The 12,057-nt window shown below is 70.5% G+C and carries 12 protein-coding genes and 1 pseudogene; 8 read left to right on the top strand and 5 right to left on the bottom strand.

Features of this window, described 5'->3' with window-relative positions; genetic code table 11:
- Both VFZ20_RS21110 and VFZ20_RS21105 read right to left on the bottom strand, forming a co-directional pair.
- Positions 1–1,295, bottom strand: a 1,295-nt coding sequence (locus VFZ20_RS21110; RefSeq protein ID WP_329685925.1) for a M2 family metallopeptidase, incomplete at its 3' end; no start/stop codon positions are given.
- Positions 1,292–2,653, bottom strand: coding sequence for a dipeptidase (locus tag VFZ20_RS21105; RefSeq protein ID WP_329685924.1), 1,362 nt, complete (start codon positions 2,651–2,653; stop codon positions 1,292–1,294). The genes VFZ20_RS21110 and VFZ20_RS21105, both read right to left, overlap by 4 nt.
- A gap of 211 nt (positions 2,654–2,864) precedes the next feature.
- On the opposite strand from VFZ20_RS21105, the gene VFZ20_RS21100 reads away from it, so the two are divergent.
- The 5 genes from VFZ20_RS21100 to lepB all read left to right on the top strand — a co-directional run bounded on the left by VFZ20_RS21100 (position 2,865) and on the right by lepB (position 6,329).
- Positions 2,865–3,260 carry a hypothetical protein gene (locus VFZ20_RS21100; protein WP_329685923.1) on the top strand — a complete coding sequence of 132 codons (396 nt, stop codon included), beginning with the start codon at positions 2,865–2,867 and terminating at the stop codon, positions 3,258–3,260.
- Positions 3,261–3,551: 291 nt separating this feature from the next.
- Positions 3,552–4,628, top strand: coding sequence for a BF3164 family lipoprotein (locus VFZ20_RS21095; protein WP_329685922.1), 1,077 nt, complete (start codon positions 3,552–3,554; stop codon positions 4,626–4,628).
- A gap of 341 nt (positions 4,629–4,969) precedes the next feature.
- Positions 4,970–5,179: a hypothetical protein gene (locus tag VFZ20_RS21090; protein ID WP_329685921.1), complete on the top strand. Its 210-nt coding sequence runs from the start codon at positions 4,970–4,972 to the stop codon at positions 5,177–5,179.
- Positions 5,158–5,598 (top strand): hypothetical protein, encoded by a 441-nt coding sequence (locus tag VFZ20_RS21085; protein ID WP_329685920.1) that lies wholly within the window; start codon positions 5,158–5,160, stop codon positions 5,596–5,598. Before VFZ20_RS21090 ends, VFZ20_RS21085 begins: the two co-directional genes overlap by 22 nt.
- The gene (gene lepB, locus VFZ20_RS21080) at positions 5,595–6,329 is read left to right on the top strand and encodes a signal peptidase I (protein ID WP_329685919.1); all 735 of its coding nucleotides are present in this window, start codon (positions 5,595–5,597) and stop codon (positions 6,327–6,329) included. The genes VFZ20_RS21085 and lepB overlap by 4 nt, the downstream gene beginning before the upstream one ends.
- Positions 6,330–6,391: 62 nt before the next feature.
- Here lepB and VFZ20_RS21075 read toward each other — a convergent pair whose 3' ends face one another.
- On the bottom strand, positions 6,392–6,568 hold the full coding sequence (locus VFZ20_RS21075; protein ID WP_329685918.1) for a hypothetical protein: 177 nt from the start codon (positions 6,566–6,568) through the stop codon (positions 6,392–6,394).
- Positions 6,569–6,770: 202 nt separating this feature from the next.
- On the opposite strand from VFZ20_RS21075, the gene VFZ20_RS21070 reads away from it, so the two are divergent.
- Entirely contained in the window at positions 6,771–7,688 is a 918-nt protein-coding gene (locus tag VFZ20_RS21070) for a VOC family protein (protein ID WP_329685917.1), read from the top strand.
- Between the two features lie 441 nt (positions 7,689–8,129).
- Here VFZ20_RS21070 and VFZ20_RS21065 read toward each other — a convergent pair whose 3' ends face one another.
- Complete coding sequence (locus VFZ20_RS21065) at positions 8,130–9,440, bottom strand: hypothetical protein (RefSeq protein ID WP_329685916.1); 1,311 nt, start codon at positions 9,438–9,440, stop codon at positions 8,130–8,132.
- Between the two features lie 31 nt (positions 9,441–9,471).
- Positions 9,472–10,239: a hypothetical protein gene (locus VFZ20_RS21060; protein ID WP_329685915.1), complete on the bottom strand. Its 768-nt coding sequence runs from the start codon at positions 10,237–10,239 to the stop codon at positions 9,472–9,474.
- Positions 10,240–10,449: 210 nt separating this feature from the next.
- Here VFZ20_RS21060 and VFZ20_RS21055 point away from each other — a divergent pair, with 210 nt between their 5' ends.
- Positions 10,450–10,914 (top strand): DUF4186 domain-containing protein, encoded by a 465-nt coding sequence (locus VFZ20_RS21055; protein WP_329685914.1) that lies wholly within the window; start codon positions 10,450–10,452, stop codon positions 10,912–10,914.
- A 439-nt stretch (positions 10,915–11,353) separates the two neighbouring features.
- Positions 11,354–12,057, top strand: a pseudogene (locus VFZ20_RS21050) (hypothetical protein); the annotation flags it as partial.

The following is a 12,057-nucleotide window of genomic DNA, read 5'->3' as shown; positions in this document are numbered from 1 at the left end:
AGGTCCCACCACACGCGGTTCAGGTCCGCGCGGTCCGGGTCGCGGTACAGCTCGCGCTCAAAGTACACCATCACCAGCATCCACCGCGCGGCGATGAGCATGGACGCCCGCAGCTGCCCGCGGATCTCGCGCGCCTCGTCCTCCGACAGCGCCGCGCCCACCACCTCGCGCAGCCACGCCGGGTCGCGCGTGAGCCGGCCAAAGTACATGGCCACGCTCTCCGTGCTCAGCGTGTGCGCCACCGTGCGCAGCAGGTAGGGCAGGGCGGGAGGCAGACCCGCGTCGTACACGGCGTGGCCCAGTTCGTGGAGCAGGGTGCTGGTCCACTTTTCGTTGGGCCGCAGGTTGCAGACGATGCGCACGTCGCCCTGGCGGTCGATGTCGACCGCGAACGCGTGCTGGTCCTTGCCCTCGCGCTCGTACAGGTCGCTGCGGGCCAGGATGTCCTCCACGGGCATGCCGATGCCGCGGAAGAAGCCCGTCGCCAGCTCCACGGGGTCGTTGCGGGCGAACCACCCGTCCAGGTCCACCCCGCGCATGAGCGGCGCCTCCTGCGCGAACGGGTCCTCCCAGTGCCAGGGGCGCAGCTCGTCCGTCCCCACGCCGTAGCGCGCCGCCATCTCCCGGTCGATCTCCGCCCGCAGGTCGCGGAACGGCGCCTCGCTCAGGTCGCGCAGCTGGTCCAGCGTGGCGAACAGCTGCGCTTCGTCGATCTCCTGCAGGTGCAGGTCCATGGCGTACGCGTCGCGAAAGCCCAGCGACCGCGCGGCCTCGTTGCGCCGGCGCACCCATTCCCGCAGGTGCGCGGCCACCTGCCCGCCGATCTGCTTGCTGGCCACCCACGCCGCGCGGCGCACGGACGAGTCGCGCTCCGCCCGCAGCACGTCCAGGATGCGGTTGTTGGTGACCCGCTCCCCGTCCAGCTCCGCGCGAAAGTCGAAGAACACGCGCTCCATCTCCGCCTGCCGGTCCACCAGGTCCGTGATGGTCTCCGCCGGCAGCTGGTTGCGCGTGAACTCCAGGTCCATCAGCGTGAGCATACGCCGCAGCCGGGCGTCGCGCAGCTCGGGCGAGGCCAGCCACGCGCGCACCCGCCGCGCGCCGTCCGCGTCGGAGAACAGGGTGCGGCACTCTGCCCGGTAGCGCGTGGCGCGCTCCATGGCCTCGTCGCCGCCGCCCGTGGCCGCGTCCCAGCCGCCCAGGGCCGCCTGCGTTTCCAGCACGGCAAAGCGGGCCTGCAGGTCGTCGGCAAAGGCGCGGGCCTCGGCCTCCACCGTCGTCGCTCCCTGGCTCACCGCAGCTCCTCGTACAGCCGGGCGATGGCCTCGGCGCCCACGTGAAAGTTCTCCACCGACATCCACTCGTTGGGCGCGTGGGCGTTCTCGCCCGGCAGGCCGAATCCGATCAGCAGGGCCGGCGCGCCCAGCGTCTCCTGGAACGCCTGCACGATGGGGATGCTGCCGCCCTCGCGGATGAACACCGGCTTGCGCCCCCACGCCCCCTCCAGCGCGCGCGCCGCCGCGTCGAACACGGGGCCGCTGGCCTCGGCGTACCAGGGCTGGCCGCCGTGCAGCGCCAGCACCTCCACCGTGACCCCCTCCGGCGCCAGCGACTGGACGTGGTCGATGAACATCCGCTCGACCTCCTTGTAGTCCTGGTCCGGCACCAGGCGCATGGACACCTTGGCCATGGCCTTGGAGGGCAGCACCGTCTTGGCGCCCTCGCCCGTGTAGCCGCTCAGCAGGCCGTTCACGTCCAGGGTGGGGCGGGCCCAGATGCGCTCCAGGGGGCCGTAGCCCTCCTCGCCGCCGAGCTTCGGGGCGCCCACTTCCTTGCGCAGGTTCTCTTCCTCGAACGGCAGGCCGGCGATGCCCTGGCGCTGCTCGGCCGTGAGCTCGCGCACGCGGTCGTAGAAGCCGGGGATGTTCACGCGGCCCCGCTCGTCGTGCAGTTGCGCGATGATGCGGGCCAGGGCGTTGGCGGGGTTCACCACCGCGCCGCCGTACGCGCCGGAGTGCAGGTCCACGGACGGGCCCTGCACGCGGATCTCCATGTACGCCATCCCCCGCAGCCCCGTGGTGATGGAGGGCAGCCCGGGCGCGAACATGGTGGTGTCGCTGATGAGCACGGCGTCGCAGGCCAGCCGCTGCGCGTTCTGCTGGAGGAACTTGGCCAGGTTGGGCGAGCCGACCTCTTCCTCGCCCTCGATGACGAAGACGACGTTGGCGGGGAGGGTGCCGTTCTCGGCCAGGTGCGCCTGCACGGCCTTGACGTGGAGGTAGACCTGGCCCTTGTCGTCCACGGAGCCGCGGGCAAACAGGTTGCCGTCGCGCACCTCGGGCTCGAACGGCGCGCTCTTCCACTCGTCCAGGGGCTCGGCGGGCTGCACGTCGTAGTGGCCGTAGACCAGCAGGGTGGGGGCGCCCTCGGGGGCGCCGCGCCACTCGCCCAGGACGACGGGGTGGCCCTCGGTGGGGATCACCTCCACCGTCTGCAGGCCGGCCTCGCGCATGCGCCCGGCCAGCCACTCGGCGGCCTGGGCGGTGTCTCCCTTGTGCTCGCTCTTGGCGCTCACGCTGGGAATGCGGAGCCACTCCTTGAGCTCTTCGAGGTGCTGTTCGCGGTTGCGCTTCAGAAAGTCGGTCGCGGGCATCGGTCTCGCTCGGTCGTCGGTCCACGGATGCGGTCGAGCGGCAAGATACAGCGCGCGGGGATGCACGGCGAGACGGGGCGCGGGGGAGCACGCCGGACCATGCGCGCGGACCGGAACCGCGCGAAAGACCGGCCTTGCTCCGTCCACCGCTCGTGCACATCGTAGACAGCGTGTGACGGACGGGGGACACCAACGATCGAGGGATTGGACGATGAAGCTGCGTCCCTGGAGCACCCGGATGGCCCGCTCCGGCCGGGGAGACTGGCCGGTCGCAACGCTGATCTTCTATGGGCCGGACGACCGGCGCGCTACCAGGATGGTGGCGTCCATCATCACGTACGACGGCGCCGAGCCGCTGCTCCGCACGTGGTTCGCGGACCGGGTGGACGCGCGCGTGGACAACGCGATCGGCAACGAGGTCGGCGCGTTCCTGCGCAGGCACGCGCCGCCCCGCATCGTGGTGATGAACAGCATCTTCGGCTGTCCGCACGAGGAAGGCATCGACTATCCCGACGGCGAGGTCTGCCCGCGGTGTCCGTTCTGGGCCACGCACGACCGGTTCGAGAACGTCACCGCCGTGGAGTACAGGCCGAAGCCGCGGGGGTAGGCCGGAGAATCGCCGGGGGCGAGCGCATCGGCAGCGCCGCGTGGACCTGGAGAGATCCGGACGAGATTTCCTTTGACCTGGACAGGGGGAATGCGTATGCTGGAGATGCATTCGCTCCGATTCGTCCTTTCCATCTCTCCCGGGAGCTTCTCCTGCCGCCCGCTGGGGAGCGGATCGGGTCCGTACGATCCCGGCGCTGATCTCTCCGTCCGCGTCTCCGGTCCACCGTTCCCGCCGTCCACGTTACAGGCGTCGGGGTAACTGGACATGAACAGAGTGGATGGGTCTTGTATGGCTTCATCTTCCCGCCTGATTTTCCTCTCCTGCCCGTCCATGCGAACCGCTACTCTCGCAGCGTTTCTTCTGCTCGCGTCTGCCTGCTCGCAGACTGAAAGCCGCACGGAAGCAAAACCGTTGAGTGGCGAGGTTGTCACGAGAGGCGACTTCCTGGGCCGGCCCAGCAGCATTTCCGTCGCCGGAAGCCGGTTGGTGGTGACGGACGCAAGTCCGCCGTTCCTGCACGTTCTCGCGGCCGCCGATGGTGCGCACCTGCTCTCGTTCGGCAAGAACGGGGCGGGGCCGGGCGAGTTCCGCGAGGCGAACGAAGTGCTTCCGGACCTGGGCTCGGATGGCTCCTTCTGGGTGTTCGACAGCTCATTGGGGCGCCTGTCGCACTTCTTTATGCCGGAGGGCGCATCCGTTCCCAGCATGGACCAGGTGATCAACCTGCAGCCGGGCGGACCGACGCTCCTGCTGAAGGCGGGCTGGCTGACCGATTCCACGATCGCGGCGACCGGCATCTATCCTGACGGCCGCATCGCGGTAACGGACCGTACGGGGCGGATCGTGCGCTACATTGGCAAGCGTCCGCCCAGCACACCCGGCCAGAACGTGCCGATTACGGTCCTGCAGCACGCCTTTACCGGACCGCTCACCGTGGCGCCTGATCGGCAGCGTCTCGCGATGGGGACGGAGAGTGCCGACAGGCTGGAGATCTATCGCGCGGACGGAACGCTGGTCCGCGAGCTTCGCGGCGCGTCCGGGTTCGATCCCGTATTCGAGGTGCACAGCAAGCCGGCCGGCAACACAATGGCGATTGGTGCCGATCACCGCTTTGGCTACACCGGGCTGGCCTCGACGGACGAGCACATCTACGCGCTGTACTCGGGCCAGGTGCTGTCCGAGGGCGGCGCGTACGCGTACTTCGGAACAGAGATCCACGTGTATACCTGGGATGGCGACCGGGTCCGCACCTACCGGCTGGACGAGCGCGCGCGGGGAATTACGGTGACACGGGATGGACGCTGGCTCTATGCCATCCAGTGGGTCCCCGAGCCGCGCATCGTGCGCTATCCCCTTGCGGCGTGATCGCAGGCGCCTGCCGGGGCGGCTTTCATTCAACGCGGGAGAAAACGCAATGATACCTGGACGCGTGGCTCGAGCGGGACTTGTCGGTGCTGCCGTGCTTGGCGCCTTTACGCCCGTTTCGTTTCAGCCGGGCGGGGGAGCGGGACTGGCAACGGCCGCCTGTCCCACGTGCTGCGAGCTGGCGGGCCCCACCTGTGTGGTCTGCGGCACGGCGCAATGCGTGAAGTTCGAGAACCACTACGAGGGAAAGGTCGGCACGCCTGGATGTGCCAGCCAGACGTGAACGGGAGCGGACCGGGATCATGCTCATGCGCGGAGATGAACTCATGCGGGAGACCCCATTGAAGGCCACGCTGCTGGCAGTTGCCGCGCTCGCGGCATTCACCCCGTTGCGCCTGCCCCTGGTGCACAGCGGAGAAGCTCGGGGTGCGGAGTGCACCACCTGCTGCCCCCTGGCCGGCGCGAAGTGCATCGTGTGCTCGACAACCTGCATGGTGGTCGAGCAGGCGTACGACAACGGAGGCGGAAAATGCATCGTACCGCAGTCCTGAAAGTGTTCCCGCGGCCTGGGATTGCACTCCTGGTCGCCGTGGCCCTGCTCATTACCAGACCGCTTGCCGCGCAGGGGCTCGGGCCAGATGCGGGAAGGGAAAGCGTCGCGACCGTGATCACCTTTTCGGGGATCATCCATCATGGCGAAGCGGTGGCGGCGCTTCCGCTTCCCTTCGACATCCTCGAGCAGATCGAGCGTGATCCGAACCTGGTGGAGCTGTGCGCCGAGGCTCGCGTGCAGACCGGGCCGGCGCTTACCCTCACGTTCGCGTTTCCGAACGTGGAGGCTTATCGGACCTGGTTCCAGGCAGAGTCCACTCGCCGGCTGCTGTCCGCGTTACGCCAGCGTGTCTCGCAGTTCGAAGCAAGCCTTCGGCTGGTACGGAATGCTGCGCCCGGGCTCCCGACCGGGGCGTGACGGGTGTGAGTACGCCCGCTTTGTTCCCGCGCCTGCCTTGTTCCCGACGCGCTGCGACGGAAGAGAGTCCACCCGGCGCGACTCGCCGTCCTGCTGGCCGGGAACTGGTGCGCGGGGTTGCCGCCGCAGTGCTGCTGTTTTCCGTCTTGCGGCTGTTCGTGGTGCAGGTGTACGGCATCAACAGCGGCAGCATGCAGCCCACGCTGGGCGTGGGCGATTACGTCGTGGCCAGCAACACGGTCTTCGGCGCGCCCATCCCGTTCACGTCCCTGCACCTGCCGGCCCTGCGCCAGCCGCGCGCGGGCGACGTGGTGGTCTACCGGCCCGCCGGCTACACGCCGGTGCAGGACCACATCAAGCGGATCATCGGCGTGCCCGGCGACACCGTGCAGATGATCCGCGGCACGGTCTTCCGCAACGGCAGGGCGCTCCGGGAGCCGTACGCGCGCAGATCGACGAAACCGGCCCTGCCGCTTCCCGTCCAGGGACCGTACAACTTCCAGTGGCAGATGGATGCTCTCGCGGGCACGGGGGACCGCGCGGCGTACGCGCCCACGCCGGACGACTGGGGGCCGCTCGTCGTTCCCGCGGGCCGGTACCTGATGCTGGGGGACGATCGCGGCGGATCGGTGGACTCGCGGCACACGGGGTTCGTGCCGCGCGGCGAGATTCGCGGAAGGGTGCTGGCGGTCCACGGGTCGGCGGACTGGAGCCGGATCGGCCGCCTGTGAGGCAGGGGGCAGGGGAACGAGAGAGCGCCCGGGCCTGCACGTCCCGGGCGCTCTCTCGTCCGTCACTCGCCGCCCGCGTCCTTGCGCGGGCCCTCGAAGCCGATCTCGCGGTCGGCGTCCAGGCGGTGGCGGCGCTTTACGCCGACGATGAACAGGAACAGGCCGGCCGCGCCCAGCGCGAGCGCGGTCTTGGACACCATCTTGTTGGGCTTCTTGGGCGGCGTGGGCTCGTCGGGCATGGACGTTTCTCGGGACGGGGCGCGGGAACGGGCTCTTGCGCTTGACGATATCCACTTTTCCGGCGTCACGCGAGGGGATCTACAATCCTTTCCATGCGTCCGCTGATCCGCCTGTGTTGACGATAGTTGTTGTAACGGATATATTGATTCCGGTCAGCGCGTCGGCATGGGGCAGGGCGCCAAGCGGAACGGGAGAACGACGATGACGAACCTCGATCAGCACACCGCGACGGTCTCGGCGGACCCGGGCTACGGGATCGCGCCGCGCGGGTATCGGCTGCCGGCGTCCGTCCGCCTGGGGCACGTGACGCTGCAGGTGGCGGACCTGGCGCGGTCGCTGGCGTACTACCGCGACGTGCTGGGCCTGCGCGTGGCGGAGCAGGGCCCCGGCACGGCCACGCTCACGGCGCACGGCGACGACGCGCCGCTCGTCGTGCTCCGCGAAAAGCCGGGCGCGGCGCCGGTGCCGCGGCGCGGACGGCTGGGGCTGTACCACTTTGCCATCCTGCTGCCCAACCGCGAGGCGCTGGGCCGCTTTGTCGCGCACCTGGCGCGGATCGGCGAGCGGGCGGGGGCGTCGGACCACTTCGTGAGCGAGGCGCTGTACCTGCAGGACCCGGACGGGCTGGGGATCGAGGTGTACGCGGACCGTCCGCGCGCGCAGTGGCGCAGCCAGGACCGGCAGCTCGTAATGGCCACGGAGCCGCTGGACCTGCAGGGCCTGGTGAACGCGGCCGGCGGCGCGCCGTGGACGGGGATGCCGGCCGGCACCGTCATCGGCCACGTGCACCTGTACGTGGGCGACATCGACGCGGCGGCGGCGTTCTACCACGAGGGGCTGGGGCTGGACAAGGTGGTGTGGAGCTACCCGGGCGCGCTGTTCCTCTCCGCGGGCGGATATCACCACCACCTGGGCGTGAACACGTGGGCCGCCGGGGCTGCCCCCGCGACGGACAACGACGCGCGCCTGCTGGAGTGGCAGGTCGTCGTCCCGTCCACAGCGGACGCGACCGCCTCGCTGGACAGCCTCGCCACGACGGGTCGCGCCGTGATGCGCGACGGCGACGGCGGCACCGCCCGCGACCCCTGGGGCACGACGGTCTACGTCCGTGCGGGCTGAGCTGGCCCGCGTTGTCTTCCTGAGGGGCCCTCGCCGCACCTGACTCGTGCTGGATGGATGCGGCCCCGAAGGATCTTGCCGGCTATGCGCGACCTTCGCAGCGTGGACGGATGCCGCCGGGCGAGTCTCTTCAGGATGGGCGGAGGCCGAGTGCGGGAGAGGCGATCCTTCGGTCGGCGGCGGAGGGTGGTGCGCGGGGAGAGATCGCGCGGCGCCTCCCTCAGGAAGACAAGACTGGGTGGGGGAGTAGAAGGCGGCGCTTCCGTGCCGAAGGTCTCCTCTCTCCGCGAGGAACGAGCGGGGAGAGGCCGGGAGAGGGGCGGGCTGCTCTCGGCGCGATCCGTCCTTCATCGACGAGCATCACCTCCCCAAACGACCAGCGGGCCGGGACGATGTGCATCGTCCCGGCCCGCCGTTGATCCGTCATCCGCCGCGCGGCGGTTACTCGCTGCCGACGATGCGGCCCACGGGGATGGCGGTGGGCTGCGCGTTGTCCATCATCCCGCTGCTGGCCACCAGCTGCGCCGCGAGCACCGTCTGGATCACGCCCGTGATGCTGTTGGTGGTGCCCTCGGCCGCGCTCTCGCCGCCGCCGGAGATGGTCACCAGGCGCGCCTTGGACAGCGCGTCGGCGATGAACGGGGCCACGTCCGGCAGCATCTCGATCTGCTTGTAGCGGAAGTAGCTCTCGCCTCCCTGCTGGATGGCCTCGTTCACCTTGCGGATGCTCTCGGCCGTGGCCTCGGCCACCGTGGTGATGCGGATGGCCTCGGCGCGGGCCTGGGCCTCGGCCTCGATGCGTACGCGCTCGGCGTCGGCGCGGGCCTGGGCGATCTGCGTGGCCTCGAGCTCGGCGCTGCGCTGCATGGCCAGGGCGGCCTGCTTCTTGGCCTCGGCCTCGGCCACCAGGGCGGCGTTGGCGGCGCGGGTCTGCTCCAGCTCGCGCTGGCGGTCGCTGATCACGCGGGCGGCCTCGATCTCGGCCTCCTTGGCGCGGCGCGTCTGCAGGGCGGCCACGATCTCGGCGTTGGCCTGCGCCTCGGCGGTGCTCTGGCGGCGGCGGGCCTCGGCCACGTCGCTCTGCACCACCTTGATGTTGAGCGAGTTGAAGCTCAGCCCCAGGTCCGTGAGCTCGCGCGAGCACGCCTTGCGGATGATGATGGCGAGCGGATCGTCATCGTCCTCCACCTCGCCGCGGTGCGACGGGGCCAGGGCGCGCGACACCTCGTCCTGCACGGCCACGGCCGTCCCCGCGGGCGCCGGGATGCCGCCCACCGGCAGCTTGGGCGCCGTCTTGGCGCTGAACAGCTGGTCGTGCGTGAGCAGGTTGATGGCGCGGCGGCCGCTGGACGAAAGCAGGTCGATGAGGATGTTGATCTGCTCCTCGTCGGGCTTGCTGAAAAAGCGGTTGGCGGCCGTCTTGATCATCTGGTCGCTGTCGCCCACCGACACGATGGCGCTGGCCAGCACGCGCACCTTGATGGGCTGCGGCACGCCGTGGTCGTCCAGGTCCGCCGTTTGGTCGGTGATGTCCAGGTCCACGTTGATGGCCTTGCTGCTCAGCGTGGTGCCGGTGGTGAGCAGGGGCACCTCCCAGCTCTTGCCGGGACCGCGAAAGATGAGCGTCTTTCCGCTCAGCCAGCTCACCATGCGGATGGTGCCGGCCTCCACGTTGCGCAGGAAGCCGGTGACGATCATGGGGATGAACACAAAGACCGCCAGCAGTGCGCCGATGATCAGGAACGCGGACATGGTCCCTCCAAGAGGTTGATTGTGGGCGCGGTCAGCGCCCGTCGGCCGGCGCGCCCGCGCCCAGCCACGACACCGTACACTGGTTCCGTCTGCCGTCCACGTCTTCCACCATCAGCGCGTCGCCGGCGCGCACGCGCACGTGGCGGTCCTCGGGGCGCAGCGTGCCCAGCAGCTGCACGATCTGCCCGTCCAGCTCGATGCTCACGACGCCCTGTCCCGCCGCGTCGAAGCCCGTGACGGCCGTGGCGCGGTCCATGAGCGCGCTGTCCAGCGTCTGCGCGGGCGTGGAGGCAAAGCGGAACAGGAAGTTCCAGAACGGCCGCACCAGCAGCCCCTCGAACGCGAACCCCGCCACGGCGGCCACCCCCATCAGCAGCAGGCCGCCCAGGACCGGCTCCAGCAGCAGCCCCGCCGCGCCCGCGCCTACCAGGATGCTGAAGAACACGCGGGGCGAGAGCAGCGAGAACAGGTACTCGCTGATGTCGTCGCCCAGGCCGTCGTGCGACGCGTCGTGGTGCGCCAGGTCCTTGGCCCCGATGGCCTTGACGTGCCCGTGGTCGGCGTCCTTGAGGTGGCCGTGTCCCGCGTCGTGACCGTGGCCGTGCACGTCGTGCCCGTGCCCGTGGCCCAGCTCCTTGACGCCGTGCCCGTGGCCGCCGAGTTCCTTGGTGCCGTGCCCGCCGACCTCCTTGGAATGCCCGTGGCCGCCGTGGTCGCCGCCGTGCGAGGCAAGGCCGCTGGCCGCCATGATGGCGAGGCCCGCGAATCCCAGGATGAGGCAGAAGAGGTAAGGGTCCATGGCTCCGGTGATGCGCTCGGGCGGCACATGTTTGCCGCGGCGGGCAGTGATACGGAGGAGGATCGGGAAAGGTTGCGAGCTGCTGCCCGCCGTCCGCCGGCCGGGTGCCGCGCGGGGATCGCGGCGTGCGGACAGCGTTGGAATATAAACAGTTGCGTCCGCCGCGCCAGTGCCCTCTCTTGTCCGCAGACCCGCACCTCGTGACAGCCCATGCGCGATCCCGACGACTTGTTCCAGGCCCTTGCGCGCTCCGCGTTCCGCCGCCGCCAGCGGCTGAACGCGGCGGACTTGGCGTACCTGCGCGGGCGCGGGATGGACACCGTGCTGCGCCACGCGGACGAGATGATCGCCGCGCGCCTGGCCCCGGCCGAGCCGCTCAACGACGGCAAGCAGACGCCCATGCGCGGGCACCCCGTCTTCGTGGCCCAGCATGCCACGGGCACGTGCTGCCGCGGCTGCCTGGCCAAATGGCACGGCATCCCTGCCGGGCGCCAGATGACGGACGACGAGCGCGCCCACGTGGTCCGCGTGCTGGAGCGCTGGCTGCGCGAGGCCGACGCCGCCGCGCCGCCGGACTCGGGCGGGGCGGGGGAGGGTGCCGGGCGGAAGACGAAGGACGCGCTGGAGAAGGACACGGGGAAGAAGGATGATCCGCAGATGGGGCTGGGGCTGTAGGGCGGGTGGATGCGGGAGGGCGGAGGGCCGCCGGGCGGCGGAGCGCCCCCCCTCCCCGACCCTCCCCCGCAAACTGCGCGGGGGAGGGAGGTGGCCCCAGCGGGAGGGCAGGCTGCTTCTCGATGCAGTCCTCCCCCTCCCCCGCGAAGCAGGGGCAGGGGGCCGGGGGGAGGGGGCCTCGGCGGGCGAGAGATATTCCGCCACGCGTTCAGGACGCGGCGCCCGCGATGACGTTCTCCCTTCCCCCATTCAGTTTATGGGGGAAGGGTCGGGGATGGGGGGCGCTCCGCCGCCGCCGGCCCTCCGCGATTCCGCACCATCCCGCCCGTGCCCGTCCGCGCCTTTCCCCGCATCGCGCCGCCGCCTACCTTCTCCGCCAAAACCGATGGCGCACGGCACCTTTCAATCGCGCGATCCGCATCCCATGACCATCCGTCCCATGAAACGCACCCTGCTCACGGCCGCGGCGGCCACGCTGCTGGCGCAGTCCGCCGCCGCGCAGGCGCCGCGCATCACCCCCGCCGAGATCGACGGACACCTGCGCTTTCTCTCGTCCGACCTGCTGGAGGGCCGCGCGCCGGCTACCCGCGGCGGCCGCCTGACGGCCGAATACATCGCCAGCCAGCTGCGCGAGAGCGGCGTGGAGCCGGGCGTGAACGGCTCGTACTTTCAGCGCGTGCCCATCGACGTCGTCGGCGCGGAGCAGGGCAGCATCCGCGTCTCCGCCGCCGGCCGCGCGACGGCGAGCCTGCGCTACCCCGAGGACGTCGTCGTGTGGGCCGGGAGCGCGGCGGAGCGCAGCCAGGCCAGCGGCGAGCTCGTTTTCGTGGGCTACGGCTCGCGCGCGCCGGAGTACCGGTGGGACGACTTCAAGGGGATGGACGTGCGCGGCAAGGTGCTGCTGGTGCTTGTCAACGATCCGCCCGCGCCGTCAGATGACCCCAACCGCTTCGGCGGGCAGGCCATGACGTACTACGGCCGCTGGACGTACAAGTTCGAGGAGGCGGAGCGGCAGGGGGCGGCGGGCGCGCTGATCATCCACACCACCGAGCGCGCCGGGTATCCCTGGCACACCGTCGTCGGCTCGTGGGCGAAGGAGCAGCGGATGCTCCCGCGCCCGTCCACCGCCCCGGCGCCGCTCGG

Origin of the sequence: Longimicrobium sp., assembly GCF_036280135.1 — a bacterium.
GTDB lineage: Bacteria > Gemmatimonadota > Gemmatimonadetes > Longimicrobiales > Longimicrobiaceae > Longimicrobium.
The sequence above is the reverse complement of the archived record's forward strand: the minus strand, read 5'-3'. Positions and strand labels throughout refer to the sequence as shown.